Origin of the sequence: Sulfitobacter marinus (genome assembly GCF_900116285.1) — a bacterium.
Classification (GTDB): Bacteria; Pseudomonadota; Alphaproteobacteria; order Rhodobacterales; family Rhodobacteraceae; genus Sulfitobacter; species Sulfitobacter marinus.
The window spans coordinates 203,340-227,700 of sequence record NZ_FPAJ01000003.1; the positions used below are offsets into that span (position 1 = coordinate 203,340).

Here is a 24,361-nt window from a genome sequence, read left to right on the forward strand (position 1 = left end):
GCGGTTTGCATCGCGAGGTATCGGGTTTTACAGGCGTGAGCAAGATTGAAGGCTGCGTTGACCACCCCCGTTTGGGGCCGTATCGAAGGATAATCATCTTATGAGGCCGTTGATGAACGATAATTTTCAGATCCTGGCGCAAAATGCGACCAAAGCGATGCGCGATGTGTTCCCTGCGACACCCCTGATGCGCAATGAACATCTGTCGGAAAAGTTTGAGGCTGATATTTGGCTCAAGCGCGAGGATCTAAGCCCGGTTCGGTCCTACAAGCTGCGCGGTGCGTTCAATGCGATGCGCAAGGTGATCCCGGAACAATCGCTGTTTGTCTGTGCAAGCGCGGGCAATCATGCGCAGGGCGTTGCCTTTATGTGCAGTCATTTCGGGGTGAAAGGTGTGATTTTCATGCCGGTCACGACGCCGCAGCAGAAAATCCAGAAGACCAAGATGTTTGGAGGTTCCCAGGTCGAGGTACGGCTTGTTGGCGACTATTTCGATAAAACCCTATCGGCCGCGCAGGAGTTTTGTGCCAGCGAAGGCGCGCATTTTTTGTCGCCCTTCGACGATGAGGATGTGATCGAGGGGCAGGCATCGGTCGCCGTGGAGATTGAGCAGCAGTTGGGGCGCATTCCGGATCGTGTCATTCTGCCTGTTGGTGGCGGTGGTCTGTCTTCTGGGATCTACAGTTATTTTGGTGCTGCCTGCGATTACACCTTTGTCGAACCCAAAGGCGCGCCCAGCTTGGCAGGCGCCTTGGCCCACGGCGTGCCGGTGGATATTTCACCGATCAACAGCTTTGTGGATGGTGCTGCGGTGGCCAAAATCGGTCAGCGGAATTTTGACCGCCTCAAGGGGATTGATCCAATGAGCGTGATTAATCTGGCTGAAGACCGCATTTGCGTGACCATCATCGAAATGCTGAATGTCGAAGGGATCGTGCTGGAGCCAGCCGGTGCACTGTCAATCGAGGCGCTGGACGATGTGGCGGATCAGATCAAAGGCAAAACCGTTGTCTGCGTGGCGTCGGGGGGGAATTTTGATTTCGAACGCCTGCCCGAGGTTAAGGAGCGCGCCCAGCGGTATTCCGGCGTGAAAAAGTATTTTATCCTGCGCATGCCGCAACGCCCCGGCGCGCTAAAGGATTTTCTGGCCATGCTTGGCCCAGAGGATGACATCTGCCGGTTTGAATACCTCAAGAAATCCGCCCGCAACTTTGGGTCGGTTCTGATCGGGATCGAAACCCGTAGCCCGGACAGTTTTGGCCCGTTCCTCTCTCAACTGAATGACGCGGGATTTACTTATACCGACATTACGAATGACGAAACACTGGCCCAGTTTGTGCTGTGATCTAGGGGGTCAATGCGCTGGGCATTTCGCTCATGAATTTTGTTTTCGACGCATCATAGGCAGATATAATCGCGGGAATATCGACCTGGTCGGCATGCCCCGCGGCAGAGTTGGTTTCGCCCAGTTGGCATTGTTCTGAAAAGGCCAGAAATCCAAGGTTCAGCGCGCTACCCTTGAGAAAATGCAAATCGTCGCCAAGGGTGTTCAGGTCGGGCACAGTGCGCAGCTTTTCGATAACATGTTCTACCTCGTCGATAAAAATTTCGACAATTTCGGCAAAGTCTTCTTGGCCGACGTCGTCCCGCAAGGTGTTTACTTGTGCCCAGTCAATCATGGTGCGGTTTCCTTTCCTCCCAAATGATAGACCATGCGGATTAACGGCGCGTGGGCCAACGAGGTTTGTTTGTTCAAGTTTTAGGTTTCATGGGCTGTTAAACTGCTGTGCAGTAGAGCGGTGCTTTCACAGTTTTGAACGGCCCCTTCGATGCAGCAGAACACGCAAATTTCAGAACCGCCGCAGCGCCATGGCGTTATGCAGCTTGCTATGGTTGTGGATGACAGCAAATTGCAGCGCCGGATTCTAAGCGCGTCGCTCAGAAAATGGGGCTTCTCGGTGGTCGACGCAGCATCGAGCCCTGAGGCAATTGAAAAATGCAAGGACCGGCTGCCCGATCTGGTGCTTAGCGATTGGGTGATGCCGGGCATGTCTGGCCTAGAATTCTGCCGCGAATTCAGGGCGTTATCCGAAACGCAATATGGCTATTTTATCTTGCTGACCTCGAAAAGCGAGAAGGCCGAAGTCGCCAAGGGATTGGATAGCGGCGCCGATGATTTTCTGAGCAAACCGGTAGACGTTCATGAACTGCGCGCCCGGATTGCAGCGGGCGAACGTATCTTGGAGATGCAGCGCCAGCTTACGGACAAAAACCTGATTATCACACATACATTGAATGAATTGCAGCGCGTGTATGATCTTCTGGACAAGGATCTGATTGAGGCGAAGAAACTCCAGCAATCGCTGGTGCGCGAACGTACACGGGATTTTGAAGGGGGAAAGCTATCGCTCTTGCTGCGCTCCAGCGGTCATGTCGGCGGGGATCTGGTTGGGTTTTTTCCGGTTAACGACACAAAATTGGGGCTTTTTGGCATTGATGTTTCGGGTCACGGGATCAGCTCTGCGCTGATGACGGCGCGGTTGGCCGGCTATCTTTCGGCTGCGGTGCCCGATCAAAATATTGCGCTGACCCGCAATAGTGATGGCGATTATACGATGCGCCCGCCAGAGCAGGTCGTTTCCGAGCTGAACGATTTGGTGCTCAGCGAGATGGAAACCGAACATTATTTTACGCTGCTTTTGGCGAAGGTCGATTTGAAGTCCGGCAATGTCGAGATGTGTCAAGCAGGCCACCCTCATCCTGTGGTCCAGCGCAGAGATGGCACAATCGAACAAAACGGGCCGGGCGGCTTTCCTGTCGGGTTGATGGCCAAGGTTGAATACAAAAAATTTGAGGTAGATCTACACCCCGGCGACCGGTTGTTGATCCTGTCGGACGGGGTGACCGAATGCCCCGACCCTGTTGGCGCGTTGCTTGAGGAAGAGGGCCTTGCGAACATGCTTTATGCATTGCGCGAGGTGTCAGGCCCCCCGCTGCTGGAGGCGATTTTATGGAAGCTGTCCGAGTTTTCCGGACATGCCGAGTTCCCCGATGATGTATCAGGGATATTGTTTGAATTTACAGGCCGTTAGCGCAGTATTCCTGTAGAAAGGACCGATCCCCATCATTGCCCAATACGGCCAAAGATTCCTCGGCGGATAGCACAATGGTGGCGTGATCAGGTTCAATCGGATCGGCGATCTGGCGGATCGGATGCGCAACATAGATATGGCACAGTTTCTCGGCCCATAGATCGTATTCCGGCATGTAAACAAACCGCCTGAAGGCACCCATCCGACGCGGGTATCCGATCTTCCAACCGATCTCCTCCATCACCTCGCGGTGAAGCGCCTGCAAGGGGGATTCGCCGGGATCGATGCCACCGCCGGGCAGTTGAACATCCACCTCGGGCGACATCTGCGCTGTCATTAAAAACCGGTTTTTCAGCGGCAAAATTGCATAGGCACCGGGCCGAATGGTATAGTTTTTGCCAGCCAATGGCGGCTCGCCAAATCTTCGCAGCATATTACACCCCTTTTCGTGCGGCTTGTTGCCCTTATATAGACGCGGTATGCCAAGTGCCCGCCTGTAAGGAAAGTCTGATGAGCCAAGGAAATAAAATCGCGTGGGACGACACCGTTCTGCCCTTTCAACTGGATGCGTCCGACATTCGGGGCCGCGTGGCCCGTTTAGATGGCGTTCTCGAGGGGATTTTGCGTCAGCACGACTATCCTGAAAAGGTAGAAGCCTTGGTTGCCGAGATGGCCTTGCTTGCTGCGCTTATCGGCCAGACGATCAAACTGCGTTGGAAATTGCAGCTGCAGGTCCAGTCCAAAGGTGCCGTACGCATGATTGCCGTGGATTATTACGGCCCGACCGAGGAAGGTGCCCCGGCCCGGATACGCGCCTATGCCAGCTTTGATGCGGATCGCATTACCGACGCGCCTGCCTTTGATCAGGTCGGCGAGGGGTATTTCGCCGTCATGATCGACCAGGGCGAGGGCATGACCCCTTATCAAGGGATTACGCCGCTTGCCGGTGGGTCGTTGTCTGCCTGCGCCGAGGCTTATTTTGCGCAGTCCGAACAGCTGCCAACGCGGTTTCAACTGAGCTTTGGCAAATCATCCATGCCGGGCGAGCCCGAGCATTGGCGCGCGGGCGGCGTGATGTTGCAGCACATGCCCAAAGCATCGCCCTTTGCCGCCAAATCCGAAGGTACAGGTGAAATCCTGACACCTGATGATCTGGTCGAGGGCGAAGAGGGCGAGAACTGGCGTCGCGCCAATGTGCTGCTGGACACCGTGGACGAGCTGGAGCTGATCGGCCCAAGTTTGCCGCCTACGGATCTGTTGCTGCGCCTGTTTCACGAGGAAACGCCGCGTGTCTTTGATGCACAGGCCGTGCGTTTCGGGTGTTCGTGTTCAGAAGATCGTGTGCGCCAAAGCCTGTCGATCTATTCGGCCAAGGACATCGAAAAGATGACAACAGAAGACGGGCGCGTGACCGCAGATTGTCAGTTCTGTAGCGCGCATTACGACCTTGATCCTAAAACTGTCGGATTTGACGCCGAATCCGCCCGTGCTGAATGATCAGATAAACCATTTTCGGACGGCGCTGGCGCAAACTGGTGTCATGTCGTCCGATTTCGATCTGAACAAGGATGTATTGCTGCCGGCAGATCGCAAATTGCGTCCTGCCGGCGTGCTGGCCCCTATTGTTGAAAAAAACGGCCAGTTCGAGCTGATCCTGACCAAGCGATCCTCGGCGCTGAAGCATCATCCGGGGCAAATCGCGTTTCCTGGTGGCAAGCAAGACGATGGCGATGCTGATGTGATCGCTGCGGCCTTGCGCGAGGCCCGTGAAGAGATCGGCCTGCCGACCGAGCTGGTCGAGGTTTTGGGAACGTTGCCCGCGCATGAAACCGTGACCAGCTTTCACGTAACCCCTGTTGTGGGCCTTGTTAGAGACGTTTTCGACATTATCCCAGAGCCCGGCGAGGTCGAGGAAGTGTTCACCGTCCCCCTAAGCCATGTGTTGAACGTCGATAATTATTTGGTGCAATCGCGTCGCTGGCGCGGAAAACAACGGCATTATTACGTTGTTCCCTACGGCCCCTATTACATTTGGGGTGCAACCGCGCGTATGCTGCGGGCATGGTGCGAACGTATGACATAACCCTTTCCGGCGATACCAGCTGGCTTGCCGATGCGGATGCGCAAGCGGTCGCCCACGCGATCGAGGCGGGCGGCCACCGTATTTACTTTGTCGGGGGCTGCGTGCGTAACGCATTGTTGGGTTTGGCGGATAGTGACGTGGACATGTCGACAGATGCCTTGCCCGAACGGGTAATAGCGTTGGCGCGTAAGGCTGGGTTAAAGGCGGTTCCAACGGGCGTTGAACATGGAACGGTGACGGTCGTCAGCGGCGGCAAAGGGTTCGAGGTCACAACCTTTCGCCGCGATGTCGAAACCGACGGACGCCGCGCCGTCGTTGCGTTTTCCGATAATATTGATGATGACGCCCGTCGTCGTGATTTCACGATGAACGCGCTTTATGCCGATGCCGAAGGGCGGGTTATTGATCCGCTCGAGGGGATGGCCGACCTGCGGGCCCGCCGTGTGCGGTTTATCGAAGACGCTGATGCCCGCATTCGCGAAGACTATCTGCGGACGTTGCGGTTTTTCCGGTTTTGCGCGTGGTATTCGGACCCTGCCGAAGGGTTTGACGCCGATGCATTATCTGCGATTGCATCGAATACCGACGGGTTAGAGACGCTTTCAGCCGAACGTGTCGGCACCGAGATGCAAAAGATTTTGCGTGCCCCCGATCCTGCCCCCGCCCTAGCCGCGATGCGCCAGACAGGGGTTCTAGGCGCGGTGTTGCCCGGATCAGATGATCGCTGGATCGCTATGCTGGTGCATTTTGAAACGCTTTCGGGCTTGCCTGTCACTTGGTTGTGGCGGCTGGCCGCGCTGGGCGGCGATGATATTGCGGAGCGTCTGAGGCTGAGCAAAGCGGATGCGCGTGATTTGGAACGATTGAAAGCCGCCGCTTTTGAGGGGAAACCCCTAACCGAGATTGCCTACCGCCACGACGTAAAAATCGCGCAAGGTGCCTGGTTGCTGCGCGCTTGTATCGCCGAAACACCGCCCGATTTAACTGTGTTAGAGACGATTCAACACGCAAGCGAAGCCGTGTTCCCGATCAAGTCATCCGACCTGATGCCGGAGTATTCAGGCCCTGCATTGGGCAAGCGGCTTAAGCAGCTAGAGGCGGTTTGGATCGCATCCGGGTTCGTCGCTGATCGCGCCACTTTGTTGGATACGCCAAATACCTGACCGCAAAAGGTGGACTTGTGCCGCGCGGTCTGAATATCTCGACCCATATATTTGGAAGTCTTGTTATGTTTCGTTTCTTCGAAAACCTTGTCGACCCTTATGTCGAGTATCCCGAACAGGATACGCCCCCAACCGGGCTGTGGGCGTTCTTTGTGGATTATAGCAAGCCGTTCAAAAAGCTGTTTTTGCTGACAGGTTTCATGTCGATCATTGTCGCCGGGATCGAGATCGGGCTGATCTATTACATGGGTCGTCTGGTGGACTTGCTGGACGGGTCGCCCGCCGAGGTTTGGCAAAATTATAAGACCGAATTCATTCTGGTCGCGCTTTTTATCCTGCTTTTGCGGCCCCTGATGCAGGGCTTAGATGTGCTGTTGTTGAACAACGCGATTTTGCCCAATTACGGGGCGCTGTTCCGCTGGCGGTCGCATCGGCAGGTGCTGCGGCAATCTGTTGGCTGGTTCGAGGATGACTTTGCCGGGCGGATTGCCAACCGAATCATGCAAACGCCCCCCGCCGCGGGCGAGGTGATATTCCATGTTTTCGATGCGATTTCGTATTCGCTGGCTTATCTGATCGGTGCCGCGATTTTGTTGACCACGTCGGATTGGCAACTGCTTATTCCGCTGGTGATCTGGTTCTCGCTTTATCTGATGCTGACCCGTTGGACGGTAACGCGGGTCAGCGTCGCATCAAAAGCGGCGTCTGATGCCCGGTCCGAGGTCACAGGCCGTGTCGTTGACAGCTATACCAATATTCATTCGGTCAAGATGTTTGCCCATCATGACCGCGAGGTAAATTATGCCAAATCTGCCATCGAAAACGCGCGCCGCACCTTTCAGAAAGAGATGCGCATTTTCACGGTCATGGATGTGTGTCTGGTCATGTTGAACGGTCTTTTGATTGTTGGCGTTGTGGGGTGGGCATTCTATTTGTGGTCTGCAGGTCACGCTACCGTCGGGGCCGTGACCGCCGCCGCCGCGCTGACCTTGCGGCTGAATTCCATGACGGCATGGATCATGTGGGCGCTTTCCACGTTCTTTCAGCAGCTCGGTGTCGTGTCCGAGGGGTTAGAGACGATTGCACAACCTATCACGCTGGTGGATGACGCGGATGCGCGGCCGCTTGACCTGACTGAAGGGCGGGTCGAAATGATCGGATTGTCGCATCACTATGGCCGTGGGTCAGGTGGTTTGGACAACGTTAATCTGGTCGTCAGACCGGGCGAAAAGATCGGCTTGATCGGGCGGTCTGGCGCGGGAAAATCAACCTTGGTCAAGCTGCTTTTGCGGTTCTACGATCCTGAAACTGGCCAGATTTTGATCGACGGGCAGGACATCACTAAGGTCGGGCAAGATAGCCTGCGGCAGAATATCGGGATGGTGCAACAAGACAGCGCATTGCTGCACCGCACCATTCGCGAAAACATCCTGTATGGCCGGCCAAGCGCAACGAACGCCGAGGTGATTGCGGCAGCCAAGCAAGCGCAAGCGCATGATTTTATTCATGATCTGGCGGATGCTGACGGGCGATCGGGCTATGATGCGCAAGTGGGTGAACGGGGTGTAAAACTGTCAGGCGGGCAACGCCAACGGATCGCACTTGCCCGGGTGATCCTGAAAAACGCCCCGATCCTGCTGCTGGACGAAGCCACAAGTGCGCTGGATAGTGAGGTCGAGGCCGCAATCCAAGAAACGCTCTATGGTATGATGGAGGGGAAAACCGTTATCGCCATCGCGCACCGTCTTTCGACCATCGCCGAGATGGACCGGATTTTGGTGATGGATGACGGGCGCATCGTAGAAGAGGGCACCCATGACATGCTTTTGGCGAATGGCGGGCTATATGCTGATTTCTGGGGCCGGCAATCTGGCGGGTTCCTCAAGACGGAAGACGAATGAAGATGAAGATTGCCAATCTGATTGACCCGTTTGCGCCCGCTGATGGTGACCCGCCGCAACGCTTGCTGCCCTTTTTCAGTTGGGCGCTAAAGGGGTGTGGTTTCGCGCTGGCATTGGCCGCTTTCCTATCCATGATCGCCGGTGTGGTCGAGGTATTGGCCGCCCTTGTGTTGGGGTGGGTTGTCGATGCGGCGCTGTCATCGACGCCAAGCGCCGTTTTTAGCGACCAGATCGGTTTGATGATTGGCTGTTTGCTGTTCTTCCTGATCCTGCGGCCCGGGCTTTTTGGGATCAGTTCCTATATGCAGTCGATTGTTATTGGGCCGAATATTTTCAATATCTCGCTGTCGCGGTTGCATCGCTATACGTTGGGTCAGGCTGTCACGTTTTTTGACAATGATTTTGCTGGCCGGATCTCCCAGAAAGAGATGCAAACCAGCCGCGCCCTGACTGATGTTGTGGTCGAAATGATCCATACCGTTATTTTCGCGGCTGCGTCCTTTGTTGGCGCTGTCATGTTGCTTGGAACGGTGGATTGGCGGATCGCCGCAGGGTTGGTTCTGTGGATGGTCGGTTATATCTTTTTGATCCGTCATTTCATGCCGCGCATCCGCAAGTTTTCGCAGGCGCGTGCCGGTGCGCGGGCGATGGTGACGGGGCAGGTGGTGGATACGATCACCAATATCAAAACGGTGAAACTGTTCGCCCATGCCGATTTTGAAGACCGCGCTGCGCTTGGTGCGATGAACAAATTTCTGGGCACAAGCCTTGATTTTGGTCGGGTTAGTGTCGCTTTTCGGTTTTGGCTGATGACGATTGCCGGGCTTTTGCCTGTGCTGCTGGTCGGTGGCGCGCTGTGGTATTGGTCGCTGGGTCTGGTGACGGCAGGCGATATTGCAGCGACGGGGGCTGTTTCGTTGCGGTTGGCCCAGATGACAGGCTGGGTCAGTTTCACATTGATGGCGCTTTACGCGAATATGGGCGAGGTCGAAGACGGCATGCGCACGTTAACGCCGCGCCAGCAGCTGCGTGACATAGAAGGCGCGCAGGATCTGCTCGTGAGCGATGGTGCAATCAACTTTGACGATATCCGCTTCACCTATGGGCGCGAAACCGGCGGCGTTGAACAGCTGACGCTTGATATCAAACCCGGTGAGAAGTTGGGTATTGTGGGGGCCTCTGGTGCCGGTAAATCCAGCCTCGTTTCGCTGCTGTTGCGTCTTTATAACCTCGAGGAAGGGCGCATTCTGATCGACGGTCAGAATATTGCAAACGTCACGCAGGAAAGCCTGCGGCGTCAGATTGGCATGGTCACGCAGGAAACGGCCATGTTCAACCGGTCGGCTTTTGACAACATCCGGTATGGTAAACCCGACGCGACCGAGGACGAGGTGATCGCCGCCGCGACCAAGGCCGAGGCGCATGAATTTATCAAGGACATGCAAGATCATACCGGGCGCAAAGGCTATGCTGCGCATCTGGGCGAACGAGGCGTCAAACTGTCTGGCGGGCAACGCCAGCGTATTGCTTTGGCCCGTGCGATTTTGAAAGACGCGCCGATTTTGATTCTGGACGAGGCGACGAGCGCGCTGGACAGCGAGGTTGAAGCGGCCATTCAATCCGCGCTGAGCCGTGTGATGGAGGGCAAGACCGTTCTGGCCATCGCGCATCGTCTGTCGACCCTGACCGAGATGGACAGGATCGCCGTCATGGACGCGGGCAGGATCGTTGAAATGGGAACACACGAGGCGCTGTTGGCGAAAAACGGGCTTTATGCGCGGTATTGGCAGCGGCAGTCGGGCGGGTTTCTGGATATGGAGGCCGCTGAATAGGGGCTTTTGCTGGCGCTTCCTTCGCGCTATGCGCGGTGCATGACAGAATATGTAATTCAGCGACTTGGTCATTTGGGCGACGGCATTGCCGCAGGCCCGCTTTTTGCCCCCATGACTTTGCCGGGGGAGGTCGTCACGGGCACGCCTGATGGCCAAGCCCTGACAGACATCCGCATCGTCAAGCCGTCGGAAAACCGTGTGGCCGCACCGTGTCGCCATTTCAAGGCCTGCGGCGGTTGCCAGTTGCAGCACGCGTCGGATGAATATGTCGCGAATTTCAAGCTGGGTGTGGTTCAGGCATCGCTGGATGCCCACGGGATAGAGACTGTTTTCAAGCCGATCCACACCTCGCCATCTCAATCACGTCGCCGGGCGACCTTTGCCGCCAAACGTACCAAAAAGGGCGCGATGGCCGGGTTTCACGGACGCGGGTCGGACGTGGTGATCGAAATACCGGACTGCAAATTGCTCGATCCGGCGGTCTTGGCGGCGATACCGATTGCTGAACAACTGGCCATCATGGGTACCAGCCGCAAGGCCCCTCTGGCGGTGACTGTGACAACGTCGCGGGCTGGGTTGGACATTTCGGTTCAGAACGGCAAACCGCTGGATGGCCCATTGCGCCAAGAGCTTGCGCATCTGTGTGACAGTCTGGGCCTTGCCCGTTTGACGTGGGATGGCGAGGTGATTGCCATGCGCACGCCGCCTATCCAACGCTTTGGTGTGGCCAAGGTAACGCCGCCGCCCGGTGCGTTTTTGCAGGCCACCCCCCAGGGCGAAGCGGCGTTGGTGACAGCAGTGCGCGAAGCAGTCGGGACTGCGCGGCATGTCATCGACCTGTTCGCGGGTTGCGGTACGTTCAGCTTACCGCTGGCTGAAACCGCCGAAGTGCATGCTGTTGAGGGTGACGCGCTGATGACAGCAGCGTTGGATCACGGTTGGCGGATGGCGCAGGGGCTAAAACCTGTGACGTTTGAGGCACGCGATCTGTTCCGCCGTCCGTTGCTGCCCGATGAGCTGGCAAAAACCGATGCGGTTGTGCTGGACCCGCCCCGCGCCGGGGCCGAGGCGCAGGTGGCCGAGATCGTCAAGGCGATGCCGCCCGTCGTGGCCTATGTGTCGTGTAATCCCGTGACCTTTGCGCGCGATGCCGCCGTATTGATTGCTGCGGGATATGCATTGAATTGGGTGCAGGTTGTTGACCAATTCCGCTGGTCTTCCCATGTGGAGCTTGCGGCGCAGTTCACTGCCCCCGAGGTTAAACGCAAACGTAATTAGGGCATCATCTTCATGCGCGAACGTCTAGGTAATTGGGTCGAAAGCCCAATGGTTAGCAATTTCATTATTGGTGTGATCATTTTTAATGCCGCGTTGCTGGGCATGGAAACCGCGCCCGCGCTGATGGAAGCGTTTGGCCCGGCGATTATGTTCCTCGATTCCGTCTGCCTTGCGATTTTTATCGTCGAAATCGCGATCAAGATTTTTGCGCGCGGCACCGGATTTTTCAGAAACGGCTGGAATTTGTTCGACTTTGCGGTTGTGGGGATAGCGCTTGTTCCCGCCGTGCAGGGCCTGTCGGTGCTGCGGGCGCTGCGCATTTTGCGGATCTTGCGGGTGATCTCGGTCGCACCGCGTTTGCGTCGCGTCGTCGAAGGGTTCATTACCGCCTTGCCGGGCATGGGGTCGGTGTTTTTGCTGATGACGATCATTTTTTACATCGGGTCCGTGATCGCGACCAAACTGTTTGCCGATGCGTTCCCTGAGTGGTTCGGATCGCTGCAAGCAAGCGCATATTCCTTGTTTCAGATCATGACGTTGGAAAGCTGGTCCATGGGGATCGTGCGCCCCGTGATGGAGGTTTATCCCTATGCGTGGATGTTTTTCGTGCCGTTCATTCTGGTGACAACCTTTGCCGTGGTGAACCTTTTGGTGGGTTTAATCGTCAACTCGATGCAAGATGCCCATCAGGCCGACGAGCTGGAGCGCACGGACGTTTACCGCGAGGAAGTCATGCGCAAGCTGGTGGCGATTGAGAAGCAGTTGGCAGAAAAGCAGCACCAGTAACGGCTTTTTGAGGTTCAAAATTTTTGCTACATGCTAGGCGAAGCTGATAAAGGTCGAAAAGGCCATGGCGAAACGAGGCATGAGAATGAAACGCAGAAATCTAATTCTGGGCGGCACCGCGTTGGTGGCCCTTGGTGCGTGTGGCGGTGAGAGCAAATTCAAACGGTATAACGGCCCGCAGGTTACCTATGTGATCGCCAATAAAGGCGACCGCCGAATGTTCTTGCTGCACAGGGATCAAGTGCTGAAGGCCTATGATTTCAAGTTGGGATTCGCGCCTGTTGGCCATAAACAGTATGAAGGCGACGGAAAAACGCCCGAGGGGCTGTATCTGATTGACCGGCGCAATCCGAACAGCAAATTCCATTTATCCTTGGGTATTTCATACCCAAATCAGGCCGACCGTGCGATGGCGGCGTCGATGAATAAAAAGCCCGGTGGCGATATCTTTATTCACGGTCAGAAAAAGCCTGGTGAAAAGAACCGCCATGATTGGACGTGGGGCTGTCTGTCAGTGTCCAATAAAGACATCGAAGAGATTTACGCGATGGTGGGGGATGGTACACCCATCGCGCTGAATCCCTAAATCAGGTTAAGAGGTGCCGGGGGCAAATTTCCTGTTTGGTCATTTGCCCAGCACCATGGTCCACCAGATCTTGCCGTTGCTTTCCTGATACCAGGAAAAGCCCAGGTTCTGCGCATCGGCTGACATGATGATCCGGCGGGTGTCTGGCTGTTCCATCCACGCGGCAAGGGTTTCCAGCTCGGTCTCATAGGTTTCCGAGATCACCTCGCCCACCAATTCGCCCTCGTAGCCGACGCGTTGAATGCGATCGACGGGGGATGACCCGTCAGAGCCAAAGTGCCAGGGGCGGTTCTGATTTGCCATATCGCGCGAATGGGTTGCGGCGGCGGCGTTCAGCGCAGAATTCAATTGAACCTGTCCCAGACCGGATGCGCCGCGCAATGCGTTGACCGAATCAAGCATGCGGAATTGCAGTTTACCGGAATCACTGCGACTGATCCGGTAAAGCTGCGGCAGGGGTTTGCCGTCTGCACCCATCCTTGGTTCCGGGGCGGGCGCGCAAGCGGCCAAGGCCACAGACAGGGCAATCATAATGGATAATAGACGGATCATGGCGCAGCTCCACGCATTTGAGGGTATTTGATGCCTTACCCCGCCCTGCGTTGCAGATCAAACGCACATCGGCGTGAGTGCGCCAGTTAACGTTGGTTTGATTTGATACTGCGACTTTCGGGCCATATATGTGTAGCAATCAACGGCTTTTACCAATCGCAGGAGACATTCGATGTCTGACCAAAAGTTTAAACTCTCGTCGCGGCGTGCATTTTTGGCAGGAAGTGCCGCAATGCTGGCCAGCCCTGCGCTAGCCCAGAGCAGCGTTAACGACGCCGAAACCACAGAAACCGAGCGGGACATAACCGAGACCGTCCGGCGCAATATTTCAAGCTTTCGCACGTTGGATTGGCGACCCTATTTCAATGACACCAAAAAGGGTGCTGTGTTGGTTGATATCGACAGCCGTGCGGTGCATTTCTGGTCTGAGGATCAGTCAGTTTACAAGCTGTACCCGTCCAGTGTTCCGCTGACCGCGGAGCTGACGCGGCGTGGCCGGACAAGCGTAATTCAAAAGGTGACAGGCCCCACCTGGCGGCCGACGCCTTCCATGCTCAAACGCAACCCTGAGTGGCCAGCCGTTATCGGGCCGGGCCCCGACAACCCCTTGGGAACCCACGCGTTGTATCTGAGCTGGACGTATTATCGTATCCACGGCACCCACGACACGCGCAAGATTGGCCGCCGTTCTTCGAACGGATGCATTGGATTGTATAATGAACATATCGCCGAGCTTTTCGAGCTGACCAATGTTGGTACACAAGTGTTGCTAATTTGACGATATTTTCTTGTTTCTGTGGATCGGAGGCTGAATCCGGGTTTGCAATCACACGCTGATGCTGTTTAGAAAGTCTTACGAGGTAAGTCTTGGGCGCGTGCTATCACACAGTGAGGCACGCCTTTTCTGGAGGTTATGATATGAAGAAACTCGTTCTCGCCGCTGCATTGACAGCTGCTGCATCGACTGCATTTGCTGGCTCGCTGGCAGATCCCGTCATCGAAGCACCCGTAATCGTTGAAGAGTCCACCTCTTCTTCTTCCGGCGCTTTGGTTCCTCTGTTGCTGCTGGTTCTCGTAGCCGCAGCTGTTGCTTCCGACTAATTTAGTCGAAGTTGCTAAAGAGAAGGCGGTGCTTTTGCACCGCCTTTTTTTGTGTCTTTTTCTGAAAACGATAACACGTTATCCGGTTCTTACGCATAAGCGGATAACGCGAAATGATCTGGCGAATTTCGCCTAGTCGATCCAGCCTTGCAGGTTTTCCTCGATCACGTTCGACAGCGCTTTGATGTGCAATTCGTCGTCATTCAGGCAGGGGATGTAGTGAAACTCCTCGCCGCCTGCGTGCTCAAAGCTTTCTTTGATCTCTTCGTTGATCTCTTCCAGCGTTTCGATGCAATCGGCTGAAAATGCAGGCGCGCAAACGGCGATCTTTTTATTGCCAGCCTCGGCCTGACGCGCGACCTCTTCCACCGTATAGGGCTGCAACCATTCCTCGGGGCCAAACTTCGACTGGAAGGTTGTCATGATCTGGGTGTCGTCCCAGCCCAACCGTTCCTTTAGCAAGCGCGTCGTTTTCTGGCATTGGCAGTGATAGGGATCACCCTCCATCAAATAGCGCTGCGGCACACCGTGGTAGGAGCACAGCAGCTTGTCCGGCTTGGTGTCCATTTTCGCATAGGCTTGCTCGATCGATGTGGCCAGTGCTTCGATGTAATCGGGACGGTCGAAATAGGGCTCAACCGTCCGCGCGGCCGGTTGCCATTTTTCCTTGGCCAAAGCGGCAAAGAACGCATCATTTGCGGTGGCAGAAGTGGCCCCGGCGTAATGCGGGTACAGCGGGAAAAACAAAATCTTTTGACAGCCCGCTTCGACCATCGCTTTGACCTTGGATTCCGTCGACGGGTTACCATAACGCATGCAGAAATCGACCATAACTGCGTCACCATACCGCGCCTGCATCGTCTCTTTGATCTTGGTTGTTTGCGCTTTGGTGATGGTCATCAACGGGCTTTCGCCGTCTTTTTCGTTCCAGATCGATTTGTACGCGGCACCGCTGGTAAACGGGCGTTTGGTCAAAATCACCAGTTGCAGCAGCGGTTGCCACAGCCACGGGCTGTAATCGATGACGCGGCGATCTGACAGGAATTCCCCTAGATAACGGCGCATTGACCAGTAGTCATAGTTATCTGGCGTACCAAGGTTGGCCAACAGAATGCCCACTTTGGGTGTCGGGATCTTGGGGTGATCCGGCTGGGCATGAACTGGGCAGGTCTTGGTCATTGGTGTATCCTTTTCGCGTGATGAACCGTGAGATAGACGGTTTGTCTGGCAGGTCAATCGGTCAGCGGCGTTTCATCAGTGGCAAGCGCATCGGCAAGCCGTTGCTGCGCAGAGCCGGGGCGCAGCGGTTTGGGCTGGCTGTCAGAGGGTGCCCATCCGGCCAGAAAGATCATTTCAAAGGTCGCGGAAATCCGGCCTGTGTCGGTGCCAAAGTTGTCTTGGTACAGCTTACCTGCGGCATCGAACACCGCGCGCCGGGTGGGTTTGCGCAGACGCGATTGCATGGCGTTTGCTTCGCCCATGGAACGTAGGTCGCGCATCAGATGCCAGATGTCGCGATATTCGGTCCTTAGCGTCACGGAATCAGCCACGGGCAGGGCAAGGCCCGCGCGTTGAAGCAGGCCCCCGATATCGCGCAGTTCCGCCATGGGGGCCACCCGAGGGGATAGCCCGCCGGTAATCTGCGCCTCGGCCTGTGCCAGACAGGCGCGCAGTTCGTTCAGGGTTTGACCACCAAAGCTGACCGATAGAAACAGACCGTCCGGTTCAAGGGCGCGACGCGATTGGATGATCTGGCCAACGGGGTCATTCGCCCAATGAAGACCCAGCCCGTGCACCACCAGATCATGCGCTGTTTGGTCCAACGGCAGGGTGTCTGCGTCCAGCACAACAGGGGCATCGGGGTATAGATCGCGCCAAACCTGCGGAAATCCGGTTATAACCGCCGGTTTGTTAAACGTCCTGTTAACCAAGCTTAGCCGATCCTGAACCTCGTCCAGGGCGGCGCGGTGCAGGAATAACCCATCATCGCTGGCACGGCTGCGGCTGCGAGATAGGGCGGAGATGTCCGTGAGGATGTTTTGTGCGTTCATGCAAGGAATAATAAGGTCATGCTGGCCCAGTTACAAACCGCTGTTGGATTGATTTATCCACCTGCCTGTCTGTGTTGCGGCGGGGCGGTTGATGCGCATGCGGGTCTGTGTGGCCCCTGCTGGGGCGATACGGTATTTGTTGGCGGTGTGATATGCGATAGCTGCGGTATCCCTTTGCCCGGTGGGGATACGGGGGAGGTAGCGCATTGTGACAGTTGCCTTGCCCATCCGCCGCCGTGGGTGCGGGGGCGTTCGGCGCTGTTATACGCGAAGATGGGCCGCAAAATGGTTCTGGCGCTCAAGCATGGCGACCGGCAGGAAGTCGCGAAACCAGCTGCGGTCTGGATGGCCCGCTCTTTAGGGGGCAAATTACCCGCTGATACGTTGATCGCACCGGTGCCCCTGCATTGGCAGCGGCTGGTCAAGCGGCGCTATAATCAATCGGGATTGCTGGGACGTGCTTTGGCCTTGGAAACAGGGTTGGATTGGTGCCCCGATTTACTGCAACGGGTGCGCAAAACCGCATCCTTAGAAGGTAAAACCCGCCATGAGCGGTTCGAGATTTTGGAAAACGCAATTTGCGCCCATCCAAAGCGCCAGCATTTGATGCAGGGCCGGCCCGTGTTGATTGTTGATGATGTCATGACGTCTGGCGCGACGCTATTTGCGGCCGCACGGGCCTGTATTGACGCAGGCGCAGGGCAGATACGCGTGGTTACACTGGCAAGAGCAGCCAAAGACACCTAAGTCTGTGTTCAACTGATTTGCTGGAAAGGACACAGCTATGAAACCCGTTGAGATTTACACCTCGCCGCTATGCGGATTTTGCCACGCGGCCAAGCGGTTGCTGAATGAAAAAGGTGTCAGCTTTGCCGAGGTGGACGTTCTGGCCCAGCCAGAGCGCAAGGCCGAAATGATGCAGCGTGCCAACGGCGGGCGCACGGTGCCGCAGATTTTTATCGGCGACACGCATGTGGGCGGATGTGACGAGTTGTATGCGCTGGAACGCGCGGGCAAGCTGGACGCATTGTTGGCCGCCTGATGAAAGCCGCGCTGATCCAGCTGAATGTCACGGATGATCCGGCCCGCAATCTGGCGGGTACGGTGAAAATGGTGCGGAATGCAGCGGATCAGGGCGCGCGGTTTGTTTTGACGCCCGAGGTCACCAATTGCGTATCAACCAGCCGTGATCACCAACGCGCGGTGCTGGCCTATGAGGCAGATGATGCGACCCTTGCCGCGCTGCGTGATGTGGCGCGGGACAAGGGCATTTGGCTGTTGATCGGGTCGCTGGGCCTTAAGACGGATGATGCCGATGGCCGCTTTGCCAACCGGTCGTTCATGATTGATCCCAAGGGGCAGATCGTCGCCCGTTACGATAAAATCCACATGTTCGACGTGGATATTGATGCCAGCGAAAGCTACCGCGAATCAGCCGGGTATCGTCCGGGGGATAGGGCGGTGGTGGCTGATACCGACTTTGGGCGCGTCGGGATGTCCATCTGTTATGATATGCGGTTCCCGATGTTGTATCAGGCCTTGGCCAACGCAGGCGCTGACATTCTGACCATGCCTGCCGCATTTTCGCCGGTCACAGGTGCCGCGCATTGGCATACATTGCTACGCGCCCGGGCGATTGAGACTGGGTGCTTTGTCTTGGCGCCTGCGCAAACGGGCGAACATCTAAGCGATTCAAATAAGACGCGCTTCACCTATGGGCATTCGCTGGCGGTCGCCCCGTGGGGCGAGGTGATCCTGGATGCTGGCGAAGCACCGGGGGTTTACCCGTTCGAGATGGACATGGCCCGCCTTGCAGATGCGCGTGCCCGCGTGCCAAGCCTTGCCAACCGCCGTGACTTTCAGGCACCTTAGTTAACGTATGAGTGAAAACCGGAATTCATTGGCGATTACATTGATCAGCGAGCTGTTGTCTGCCGATCAACGCATGCGCAACCGCCTGACGCGGGTGCTGCCTAAGGGCATGGAAATCTCGCATTTTTCGGTGCTGAATAACCTTGCGTGGCACGATGGCGAAAAGACACCTGCCCAACTGGCCGAAACGTTCAATGTCACACGTGGTGCAATGACCAACACGCTGAACAAACTGCTGTGGGCGGGGTATGTGCATATCAGGCCCGATTGGGATGATGCCCGCCGCAAGATGGTGGCGATCAGCCCCGCTGGGCGCAATGCCCGCGATGATGCAATCCGTTCAATTACGCCGCTGATTAACGATGTGGCGGATGAGCTGGGCGAGGATCAGGTGCGCGCCACCCTTGAAACGCTGCGCGCCTTGCGCAGACATTCCGAGGATTAAGCCGGCTTTGTGCTGGCAGTGACGTAATTCACGCTCAGATCACGATCAGACAGACGCCACGACCATGTGATCGGATTGAACACAAAACCCTTGCGATCGACGGGGGTCAGGCCCGCGTTGCGCAGCAGATCGAACAATTCATCGGGGGTAATGAACTTTGACCAGTCATGCGTGCCCTTTGGCAACCAGCGCATCACATGTTCAGCCCCGATAATCGCCATCATAAAGGACTTTGGATTGCGGTTCAGTGTCGAACAAATCTGCAAACCACCGGGTTTTAGCAATTGGCGACAGGCGATCAGGTAATCAATGGGAGAGGCGACATGTTCCACCACTTCCATGTTCAAAACCACATCGAATTGTTCACCCGCTTCGGCCAATGCCTCGGCCGTCGTGTGGCGGTAATCGATGGTCAGACCGGATTGTTCTGCATGAACCTGCGCCACGGGAATGTTCCCTGCGGCTGCATCAGCGCCGACAACCTCGGCCCCAAGCCGCGCCATAGGTTCAGACAGCAACCCGCCGCCACAGCCGATATCCAGAATACGCAACCCTTTGAACGGCAGCGGCGTTTTCAAATCGCGGTCAAATTCGCCTGCAATCTGGTTGGTGATATAATCCAACCGGCAGGGGTTCAGCATGTGGAGGGGTTTGAATTTGCCATTCTCGTCCCACCATTCGGCGGCCATGGCCTGAAACTTTTCAATCTCGGCGGGGTCAACGGTGCTTAGTGGCGCTTGCATTCTGATCTCTCTGTGCTCTTTTAGGTCCAAAGACTATATAGGCCTGTAATGGACAAAATCCCGGACCAAAAGCGCGCAGTTCAATATCTTTATCCGCCTGTTGATCCGTTTGATCAGCAGATGATGGACGTGGGCGACGGTCATACCGTGTATTTTGAGCAATGCGGGAACCCCGATGGCATCCCCGTTGTGGTATTGCATGGCGGTCCCGGTGGCGGATGCAGCCCGTCGATGCGGCGCTATTTCAACCCCCGGCAATATCGGGTGATTCTATTTGATCAGCGCGGCTGCGGACGGTCCAAGCCCTTTGCGTCGGTGACCAATAACACCACATGGGATTTGGTCGCTGATATTGAACGTATCCGCGTGGCGCTGGGCATCGACAAATGGATCGCCTTTGGCGGCAGCTGGGGCGCGACGCTGGCGTTGATTTATGCGCAGGCCCATCCTGACCGTGTGCGCAATATCGTGTTGCGCGGTGTTTTCACCATGACCCAAGCCGAGCTGGATTGGTTCTATGGCGGCGGCGCGGGGAAATTCTGGCCGGATTTATGGGCGCGTTTTGTGGACCTGATCCCGCAGGATGAACGCGACGATCTGATTGCGGCCTATCATAAGCGACTGTTCAGCGGCGACATGCAGACCGAGATTAAATACGGCAAGGCATGGGCCGCTTGGGAAAACGCGCTGGCGTCGATCCATTCGTCGGGTGGCAGCCACGAAGGACCGGGTGAATATTCGCGGACGTTTTCGCGGTTGGAAAACCACTATTTCACTAACGCCGGTTTTCTTGAGTTTGACGGGCAGATTTTGGCGCATATGCCAAAGATCGCGCATATTCCCGGCGTGATCGTTCAGGGGCGCTATGACATGATTTGCCCGCCGACCAGCGCCTATCAAATTGCGCAGGTCTGGCCGAATGCCGACCTAAAGATGGTGCGCAACGCCGGTCATGCCTTGTCAGAGCCGGGGATCAGTGCAGAACTGGTGCGCACGATGGACAGGATTGCCGCCCTATGACCAAAACCCGTTCCTTGATGGATCGCCGTGCGCTGTTTGCCACGGGTGCCGCCGCAGCTTTGCTGGCGGCAACGGGTGTGTCTGCCGCTGCCTTGCCCAAACAGGGCGGGCGTTTGCGCATGGCGCTGTCGGGCGCATTGCGCAGCGACAGCTGGGTGAATGGCGACGGGCTGTTCATGAAGGTCGCGCGCCAAGGGTTGATCTATGACACGCTGACCGAGGTTGCCGCCGACGGCACCTTGCGTGGGGAACTGGCCACCGATTGGCAGGGATCGGATGATGGCCGGATGTGGATATTCGATCTGCGTCAGGATGTGTCCTTTCATGACGGGCAACCCATGACGGCAAGGGATGTTGCGGCGTCCTTGCAGGTCGATGGGCGGGTCGAGGTTCTGACGGACCATCAGATATGTATCGCCCTGGATCAGCCTGCGATGGATTTACCGTTTACACTTGCAGGGCCCGATCACGTGATCCGGCCCCGGCATGCCGCCGACCTGGGGATCGGCACGGGCCTTTATCGTTTGAAACGGTTCACGCCGGGCCAGCAGCTTTTGGCTGAACGCGTGACGGATCACTACAAAGGCAACACCGCCGGGTGGTTCGACGCGGTCGAACTGGTTTCGATCCCGTCTGATGTTGTGCGCGCGCAGGCGTTGGCCGAATATCTGGTCGATGCGGCGGATCTGGAGGATGCGGGTTTGCTTCACGGGTTCGATGATATTGCCCCGCTGCCGTTTGCGCGTGGTATGACCCATGCGGCATCTCGCAGCGTTGCGATGCCTGTCAGAACCGGCCAGCACCGCCCGCTAGACAACCTACGCGCGGCTGAACGCTGGTGGTTCGCCTGACGGGGCTTGCAGTTTCGCGGATCAATGCGTATATCCCATCATAACAGCGGCGCATCCGGGTCCACACCAGACGCTCCACCGATCTTGAACACGGGCCGCGCGCCCGTTTTTTTATGCCTGCTGAAAATTGCAGGACGATAAGAGAGACTATGAACAACGACCTGATTGCCAAAGCCGCCATTGACCGCCGCATGGCCGAGATCATCACACCGGTGATCGAGGATATGGGGTTTGAACTGGTGCGCGTTCGCCTGATGTCGGGAAAACAGACCACGTTGCAGATTATGGCCGACCGCCCCGATGGCGGGATCGAAGTTGATGAACTGGCCGAGGTAAGCCAGGCCGTCAGCGCCGTGCTAGACGTCGAAGACCCGATTATCGAAGAATACACGCTGGAAGTTTCCAGCCCCGGTATCGACCGGCCCCTGACCCGCCTCAAGGATTTTGACATGTTCGAAGGCTATGAGGCCAAGATTGAAACCGGTGATCTGATTGATGGCCGCCGCCGCTTTAAGGGGGCGCTGGCCGGGATCGACGGTGACGAAGTTCTGATCAACGTCGAAGAGGGCACGATTGGCCTGAAATTTGACTGGCTTACGGACGCGAAACTGGTCCTGACCGACGATCTGATCAAAGAAATGCTGCGCCAACGCAAGGCGTCGGGCGCAATTGACGAAACCAAATTCGATGACATCGAGACCGAAGGGTCCACCGAGGGAGACGACTAAATGGCCATTACATCTGCCAACCAGCTGGAACTGCTGCAAACCGCCGAGGCTGTTGCCCGCGAAAAGATGATCGACCCCAATCTGGTGGTCGAAGCGATGGAAGAATCGCTCGCCCGGGCGGCGAAGTCTCGCTATGGCGCTGAAATGGACATTCGCGTGGCGATTGACCGCAAGACAGGTCGCGCAACATTCACCCGCGTGCGCACGGTTGTGGCCGATGACGAGCTTGAGAACTATCAGGCCGAATTCACGGTCGAGCAAGCCAAGCAGTACATGGACAACCCGGAAGTGGGTCAGGAATTCAGCGAAGAAGTGCCGCCGGTTGAAATGGGCCGCATTGCCGCACAATCCGCCAAGCAAGTGATCCTGCAAAAGGTGCGCGAAGCCGAGCGTGACCGCCAGTACGAAGAATTCAAGGACCGCGCAGGCACGATCATCAACGGTCTGGTCAAGCGCGAGGAATACGGCAACGTCATCGTCGATGTTGGCGCTGGCGAAGCGATCCTGCGTCGCAACGAAAAAATCGGCCGCGAATCCTATCGCCCGAACGACCGTATCCGCGTTTACATCAAGGATGTGCGCCGCGAACAGCGTGGCCCGCAAATCTTCCTGAGCCGTACAGCGCCGGAATTCATGGCTGAACTGTTCAAGATGGAAGTGCCGGAAATCTATGATGGCATCATCGAGATCAAAGCCGTTGCCCGTGACCCCGGTTCGCGTGCCAAGATCGCTGTGATCTCTTATGACGGGTCTATCGATCCTGTTGGCGCTTGCGTTGGTATGCGCGGTAGTCGTGTTCAGGCCGTTGTGAACGAACTGCAGGGCGAAAAGATCGACATTATCCCGTGGAACGAAGACCAGCCAACATTCCTGGTGAACGCGCTTCAGCCCGCCGAGGTTTCCAAGGTGGTTCTGGACGAAGAAGCCGGAAAAATCGAAGTTGTCGTTCCTGAGGAGCAGCTTTCGCTCGCGATTGGCCGCCGTGGTCAAAACGTGCGTCTGGCGTCGCAGCTGACCGGTCTGGATATCGACATCATGACAGAAGAGCAGGAAAGCGCCCGCCGTCAGGCCGAGTTTGAACTGCGCACCAAGCTGTTTATGGATACGCTCGATCTGGACGAATTCTTTGCCCAGTTGCTGGTTTCCGAAGGGTTCACCAACCTTGAAGAAGTCGCCTATGTCGAAGTTGACGAATTGTTGGTCATCGACGGTGTTGACGAAGCAACCGCTGGCGAATTGCAGGCTCGGGCCCGTGATGTGCTGGAAGCGCAAAACAAAGCGGCGCTGGATGCAGCCCGCGCGTTGGGTGTGGATGATACGCTTATTGAATTCGAAGGCCTGACACCCCAAATGATTGAGGCGTTGGCAAAAGACGATGTGAAAACGCTGGAAGACTTTGCAACATGCGCAGATTGGGAGCTGGCCGGTGGCTGGACCACAGTTGATGGCGTGCGGACCAAAGACGATGGCACGTTGGAACCGTTTGACATGTCGCTGGAAGAAGCGCAGCACCTGATCATGACGGCCCGCGTATTGCTGGGTTGGGTCGATCCGGCCGAGCTTGAGGTCGCCGAAGTCGAAGAAGAAGACATTGACGGCGCAGAAGACGAGGAGGCCGAGGCCTGATCGCAGGGCCTTGGGGGACGGTATGGTGCGCGGTGGCGTTTCTAAAGATCGGCAAGACGGTCCAGAGCGGAAATGCATCGCCACGGGCGAAGTGCAGCCCAAGAATGGTCTGATCCGTTTCGTCGTCGGCCCTGACATGCAGGTTTTCCCGGATATTCTGGGAAAGCTTCCCGGTCGGGGTATCTATGTGGCGGCAGATCGCGACGCCTTGTTGCTGGCCGTAAAGAAAGGCCTGTTTTCCCGCGCGGCTAAACAGGCTGTTAAGGTTGATGAAGGATTGGTAGACGAGGTTGAAAAGCAACTTGTCCGCCGTGTGGTCGACCTGATTTCGCTGCAACGCAAGGCTGGCAAGGCCGTGGCAGGATACGAAAAGGTCAAAAGTTGGCTGCAGATGGAAGAAGCCGAAGTTCTGATCCAAGCGGTTGATGGATCCGGTCGCGGTAAGTCGAAATTAAGCACGCCGCACTTTGGCCATTACATTGGTTGGCTGACGGCAGACGAATTGGGTTTGGCATTCGGTCGTCAAACTGTGATACATGGGGCGCTCGCCTCTGGTGGACTCACCTCTCGTGTTGTAGAGGAGGCCCAACGGCTAAGAGGCGTACGCATAAACGAGGGTGGCAACGGTCACCCGAAAGGATAGACGAGCTA

The 24,361-nt window shown here is 56.5% G+C and carries 27 protein-coding genes; 21 read left to right on the forward strand and 6 right to left on the reverse strand.

Features of this window, described 5'->3' with window-relative positions:
• Positions 1 to 112 precede the first annotated feature (112 nt).
• Positions 113 to 1,345 (forward strand): threonine ammonia-lyase IlvA, encoded by a 1,233-nt coding sequence (gene ilvA / locus BM347_RS09850; RefSeq protein WP_093916298.1) that lies wholly within the window; start codon positions 113 to 115, stop codon positions 1,343 to 1,345.
• 1 nt (position 1,346) lies between these two features.
• Here ilvA and BM347_RS09855 read toward each other — a convergent pair whose 3' ends face one another.
• Complete coding sequence (locus tag BM347_RS09855) at positions 1,347 to 1,679, reverse strand: Hpt domain-containing protein (RefSeq protein WP_093916299.1); 333 nt, start codon at positions 1,677 to 1,679, stop codon at positions 1,347 to 1,349.
• Positions 1,680 to 1,829: 150 nt separating this feature from the next.
• Between BM347_RS09855 and BM347_RS09860 the strand changes: the two genes are divergently transcribed.
• Entirely contained in the window at positions 1,830 to 3,092 is a 1,263-nt protein-coding gene (locus tag BM347_RS09860; RefSeq protein WP_245764239.1) for a PP2C family protein-serine/threonine phosphatase, read from the forward strand.
• Here BM347_RS09860 and BM347_RS09865 read toward each other — a convergent pair.
• Positions 3,079 to 3,525 (reverse strand): NUDIX domain-containing protein, encoded by a 447-nt coding sequence (locus tag BM347_RS09865; RefSeq protein ID WP_093916300.1) that lies wholly within the window; start codon positions 3,523 to 3,525, stop codon positions 3,079 to 3,081. The two genes, BM347_RS09860 and BM347_RS09865, sit on opposite strands and share 14 nt — an antisense overlap.
• A gap of 77 nt (positions 3,526 to 3,602) precedes the next feature.
• Between BM347_RS09865 and hslO the strand changes: the two genes are divergently transcribed.
• From hslO to BM347_RS09905, 8 genes are all read left to right on the forward strand, one after another.
• Positions 3,603 to 4,589, forward strand: a complete 987-nt coding sequence (hslO, locus tag BM347_RS09870) for an Hsp33 family molecular chaperone HslO (RefSeq protein WP_093916301.1) — start codon at positions 3,603 to 3,605, stop codon at positions 4,587 to 4,589.
• Positions 4,590 to 4,632: 43 nt separating this feature from the next.
• Positions 4,633 to 5,175, forward strand: a complete 543-nt coding sequence (locus BM347_RS09875; protein WP_093916609.1) for a CoA pyrophosphatase — start codon at positions 4,633 to 4,635, stop codon at positions 5,173 to 5,175.
• Complete coding sequence (locus BM347_RS09880) at positions 5,154 to 6,338, forward strand: CCA tRNA nucleotidyltransferase (RefSeq protein ID WP_093916302.1); 1,185 nt, start codon at positions 5,154 to 5,156, stop codon at positions 6,336 to 6,338. The genes BM347_RS09875 and BM347_RS09880 overlap by 22 nt, the downstream gene beginning before the upstream one ends.
• 65 nt (positions 6,339 to 6,403) lie before the next feature.
• On the forward strand, positions 6,404 to 8,239 hold the full coding sequence (locus tag BM347_RS09885; protein ID WP_093916303.1) for an ABC transporter ATP-binding protein: 1,836 nt from the start codon (positions 6,404 to 6,406) through the stop codon (positions 8,237 to 8,239).
• A 2-nt stretch (positions 8,240 to 8,241) separates the two neighbouring features.
• Positions 8,242 to 10,071 carry an ABC transporter ATP-binding protein gene (locus BM347_RS09890; RefSeq protein WP_093916611.1) on the forward strand — a complete coding sequence of 610 codons (1,830 nt, stop codon included), beginning with the start codon at positions 8,242 to 8,244 and terminating at the stop codon, positions 10,069 to 10,071.
• Between the two features lie 39 nt (positions 10,072 to 10,110).
• Positions 10,111 to 11,349: a class I SAM-dependent RNA methyltransferase gene (locus BM347_RS09895; RefSeq protein ID WP_093916304.1), complete on the forward strand. Its 1,239-nt coding sequence runs from the start codon at positions 10,111 to 10,113 to the stop codon at positions 11,347 to 11,349.
• A gap of 12 nt (positions 11,350 to 11,361) precedes the next feature.
• Complete coding sequence (locus tag BM347_RS09900) at positions 11,362 to 12,135, forward strand: ion transporter (protein ID WP_093916305.1); 774 nt, start codon at positions 11,362 to 11,364, stop codon at positions 12,133 to 12,135.
• A gap of 85 nt (positions 12,136 to 12,220) precedes the next feature.
• Positions 12,221 to 12,721 (forward strand): L,D-transpeptidase family protein, encoded by a 501-nt coding sequence (locus BM347_RS09905; protein WP_093916306.1) that lies wholly within the window; start codon positions 12,221 to 12,223, stop codon positions 12,719 to 12,721.
• A 39-nt stretch (positions 12,722 to 12,760) separates the two neighbouring features.
• Here the strand turns inward: BM347_RS09905 and dalA are convergent, their stop codons facing one another.
• Complete coding sequence (gene dalA, locus BM347_RS09910) at positions 12,761 to 13,273, reverse strand: divisome-associated lipoprotein DalA (protein ID WP_093916307.1); 513 nt, start codon at positions 13,271 to 13,273, stop codon at positions 12,761 to 12,763.
• Between the two features lie 172 nt (positions 13,274 to 13,445).
• On the opposite strand from dalA, the gene BM347_RS09915 reads away from it, so the two are divergent.
• Together BM347_RS09915 and BM347_RS09920 are read left to right on the forward strand one after the other, a co-directional pair.
• Entirely contained in the window at positions 13,446 to 14,051 is a 606-nt protein-coding gene (locus tag BM347_RS09915; protein WP_093916308.1) for a L,D-transpeptidase, read from the forward strand.
• Between the two features lie 140 nt (positions 14,052 to 14,191).
• Positions 14,192 to 14,374: a hypothetical protein gene (locus tag BM347_RS09920; RefSeq protein ID WP_093916309.1), complete on the forward strand. Its 183-nt coding sequence runs from the start codon at positions 14,192 to 14,194 to the stop codon at positions 14,372 to 14,374.
• A gap of 132 nt (positions 14,375 to 14,506) precedes the next feature.
• Here BM347_RS09920 and hemH read toward each other — a convergent pair whose 3' ends face one another.
• Complete coding sequence (gene hemH, locus BM347_RS09925) at positions 14,507 to 15,553, reverse strand: ferrochelatase (protein WP_093916310.1); 1,047 nt, start codon at positions 15,551 to 15,553, stop codon at positions 14,507 to 14,509.
• A gap of 53 nt (positions 15,554 to 15,606) precedes the next feature.
• Entirely contained in the window at positions 15,607 to 16,425 is an 819-nt protein-coding gene (locus tag BM347_RS09930) for a methyltransferase domain-containing protein (protein WP_093916311.1), read from the reverse strand.
• An 18-nt stretch (positions 16,426 to 16,443) separates the two neighbouring features.
• Between BM347_RS09930 and BM347_RS09935 the strand changes: the two genes are divergently transcribed.
• Genes BM347_RS09935 through BM347_RS09950 form a run of 4 tightly spaced genes read left to right on the forward strand, consistent with a single transcriptional unit; the run spans position 16,444 to position 18,742 of the window.
• Positions 16,444 to 17,172 carry a ComF family protein gene (locus tag BM347_RS09935; protein WP_093916312.1) on the forward strand — a complete coding sequence of 243 codons (729 nt, stop codon included), beginning with the start codon at positions 16,444 to 16,446 and terminating at the stop codon, positions 17,170 to 17,172.
• Between the two features lie 37 nt (positions 17,173 to 17,209).
• Positions 17,210 to 17,467, forward strand: coding sequence for a glutaredoxin 3 (gene grxC, locus BM347_RS09940; protein WP_093916313.1), 258 nt, complete (start codon positions 17,210 to 17,212; stop codon positions 17,465 to 17,467).
• On the forward strand, positions 17,467 to 18,297 hold the full coding sequence (locus BM347_RS09945) for a carbon-nitrogen hydrolase family protein (protein WP_093916314.1): 831 nt from the start codon (positions 17,467 to 17,469) through the stop codon (positions 18,295 to 18,297). The genes grxC and BM347_RS09945 overlap by 1 nt, the downstream gene beginning before the upstream one ends.
• A gap of 7 nt (positions 18,298 to 18,304) precedes the next feature.
• Positions 18,305 to 18,742, forward strand: a complete 438-nt coding sequence (locus BM347_RS09950; protein ID WP_093916315.1) for a MarR family winged helix-turn-helix transcriptional regulator — start codon at positions 18,305 to 18,307, stop codon at positions 18,740 to 18,742.
• Here the strand turns inward: BM347_RS09950 and ubiG are convergent.
• Positions 18,739 to 19,485: a bifunctional 2-polyprenyl-6-hydroxyphenol methylase/3-demethylubiquinol 3-O-methyltransferase UbiG gene (ubiG, locus tag BM347_RS09955; RefSeq protein ID WP_093916316.1), complete on the reverse strand. Its 747-nt coding sequence runs from the start codon at positions 19,483 to 19,485 to the stop codon at positions 18,739 to 18,741. The genes BM347_RS09950 and ubiG overlap by 4 nt on opposite strands.
• A gap of 48 nt (positions 19,486 to 19,533) precedes the next feature.
• Between ubiG and pip the strand changes: the two genes are divergently transcribed.
• The 5 genes from pip (at position 19,534) to BM347_RS09980 (ending at position 24,353) form a co-directional block, all read left to right on the forward strand.
• Positions 19,534 to 20,505: a prolyl aminopeptidase gene (gene pip / locus BM347_RS09960; RefSeq protein ID WP_093916317.1), complete on the forward strand. Its 972-nt coding sequence runs from the start codon at positions 19,534 to 19,536 to the stop codon at positions 20,503 to 20,505.
• Positions 20,502 to 21,356, forward strand: coding sequence for an ABC transporter substrate-binding protein (locus BM347_RS09965; RefSeq protein WP_093916318.1), 855 nt, complete (start codon positions 20,502 to 20,504; stop codon positions 21,354 to 21,356). Before pip ends, BM347_RS09965 begins: the two co-directional genes overlap by 4 nt.
• Positions 21,357 to 21,505: 149 nt before the next feature.
• On the forward strand, positions 21,506 to 22,084 hold the full coding sequence (rimP, locus tag BM347_RS09970) for a ribosome maturation factor RimP (RefSeq protein ID WP_093916319.1): 579 nt from the start codon (positions 21,506 to 21,508) through the stop codon (positions 22,082 to 22,084).
• On the forward strand, positions 22,085 to 23,710 hold the full coding sequence (nusA, locus tag BM347_RS09975; protein ID WP_093916320.1) for a transcription termination factor NusA: 1,626 nt from the start codon (positions 22,085 to 22,087) through the stop codon (positions 23,708 to 23,710).
• Between the two features lie 22 nt (positions 23,711 to 23,732).
• Positions 23,733 to 24,353: an RNA-binding protein gene (locus tag BM347_RS09980; RefSeq protein ID WP_093916321.1), complete on the forward strand. Its 621-nt coding sequence runs from the start codon at positions 23,733 to 23,735 to the stop codon at positions 24,351 to 24,353.
• The last annotated feature ends 8 nt before the right edge of the window (positions 24,354 to 24,361 follow it).

What these genes read in the sequence shown, in the direction of transcription:
- pip (WP_093916317.1), top strand. Translation starts at nt 19,534, where the DNA reads ATGGACAAAATCCCGGACCAAAAGCGCGCAGTTCAATATCTTTATCCG.
- hemH (WP_093916310.1), bottom strand. Translation starts at nt 15,553, where the DNA reads ATGACCAAGACCTGCCCAGTTCATGCCCAGCCGGATCACCCCAAGATC.
- BM347_RS09980 (WP_093916321.1), top strand. Translation starts at nt 23,733, where the DNA reads ATGGTGCGCGGTGGCGTTTCTAAAGATCGGCAAGACGGTCCAGAGCGG.
- grxC (WP_093916313.1), top strand. Translation starts at nt 17,210, where the DNA reads ATGAAACCCGTTGAGATTTACACCTCGCCGCTATGCGGATTTTGCCAC.
- BM347_RS09945 (WP_093916314.1), top strand. Translation starts at nt 17,467, where the DNA reads ATGAAAGCCGCGCTGATCCAGCTGAATGTCACGGATGATCCGGCCCGC.
- BM347_RS09950 (WP_093916315.1), top strand. Translation starts at nt 18,305, where the DNA reads ATGAGTGAAAACCGGAATTCATTGGCGATTACATTGATCAGCGAGCTG.
- BM347_RS09890 (WP_093916611.1), top strand. Translation starts at nt 8,242, where the DNA reads ATGAAGATTGCCAATCTGATTGACCCGTTTGCGCCCGCTGATGGTGAC.
- hslO (WP_093916301.1), top strand. Translation starts at nt 3,603, where the DNA reads ATGAGCCAAGGAAATAAAATCGCGTGGGACGACACCGTTCTGCCCTTT.
- BM347_RS09895 (WP_093916304.1), top strand. Translation starts at nt 10,111, where the DNA reads ATGACAGAATATGTAATTCAGCGACTTGGTCATTTGGGCGACGGCATT.
- ubiG (WP_093916316.1), bottom strand. Translation starts at nt 19,485, where the DNA reads ATGCAAGCGCCACTAAGCACCGTTGACCCCGCCGAGATTGAAAAGTTT.
- dalA (WP_093916307.1), bottom strand. Translation starts at nt 13,273, where the DNA reads ATGATCCGTCTATTATCCATTATGATTGCCCTGTCTGTGGCCTTGGCC.
- BM347_RS09885 (WP_093916303.1), top strand. Translation starts at nt 6,404, where the DNA reads ATGTTTCGTTTCTTCGAAAACCTTGTCGACCCTTATGTCGAGTATCCC.
- rimP (WP_093916319.1), top strand. Translation starts at nt 21,506, where the DNA reads ATGAACAACGACCTGATTGCCAAAGCCGCCATTGACCGCCGCATGGCC.
- BM347_RS09865 (WP_093916300.1), bottom strand. Translation starts at nt 3,525, where the DNA reads ATGCTGCGAAGATTTGGCGAGCCGCCATTGGCTGGCAAAAACTATACC.
- BM347_RS09860 (WP_245764239.1), top strand. Translation starts at nt 1,830, where the DNA reads ATGCAGCAGAACACGCAAATTTCAGAACCGCCGCAGCGCCATGGCGTT.
- BM347_RS09875 (WP_093916609.1), top strand. Translation starts at nt 4,633, where the DNA reads ATGTCGTCCGATTTCGATCTGAACAAGGATGTATTGCTGCCGGCAGAT.
- nusA (WP_093916320.1), top strand. Translation starts at nt 22,085, where the DNA reads ATGGCCATTACATCTGCCAACCAGCTGGAACTGCTGCAAACCGCCGAG.
- BM347_RS09855 (WP_093916299.1), bottom strand. Translation starts at nt 1,679, where the DNA reads ATGATTGACTGGGCACAAGTAAACACCTTGCGGGACGACGTCGGCCAA.
- ilvA (WP_093916298.1), top strand. Translation starts at nt 113, where the DNA reads ATGAACGATAATTTTCAGATCCTGGCGCAAAATGCGACCAAAGCGATG.
- BM347_RS09905 (WP_093916306.1), top strand. Translation starts at nt 12,221, where the DNA reads ATGAAACGCAGAAATCTAATTCTGGGCGGCACCGCGTTGGTGGCCCTT.
- BM347_RS09915 (WP_093916308.1), top strand. Translation starts at nt 13,446, where the DNA reads ATGTCTGACCAAAAGTTTAAACTCTCGTCGCGGCGTGCATTTTTGGCA.
- BM347_RS09900 (WP_093916305.1), top strand. Translation starts at nt 11,362, where the DNA reads ATGCGCGAACGTCTAGGTAATTGGGTCGAAAGCCCAATGGTTAGCAAT.
- BM347_RS09930 (WP_093916311.1), bottom strand. Translation starts at nt 16,425, where the DNA reads ATGAACGCACAAAACATCCTCACGGACATCTCCGCCCTATCTCGCAGC.
- BM347_RS09935 (WP_093916312.1), top strand. Translation starts at nt 16,444, where the DNA reads ATGCTGGCCCAGTTACAAACCGCTGTTGGATTGATTTATCCACCTGCC.
- BM347_RS09920 (WP_093916309.1), top strand. Translation starts at nt 14,192, where the DNA reads ATGAAGAAACTCGTTCTCGCCGCTGCATTGACAGCTGCTGCATCGACT.
- BM347_RS09880 (WP_093916302.1), top strand. Translation starts at nt 5,154, where the DNA reads ATGGTGCGAACGTATGACATAACCCTTTCCGGCGATACCAGCTGGCTT.
- BM347_RS09965 (WP_093916318.1), top strand. Translation starts at nt 20,502, where the DNA reads ATGACCAAAACCCGTTCCTTGATGGATCGCCGTGCGCTGTTTGCCACG.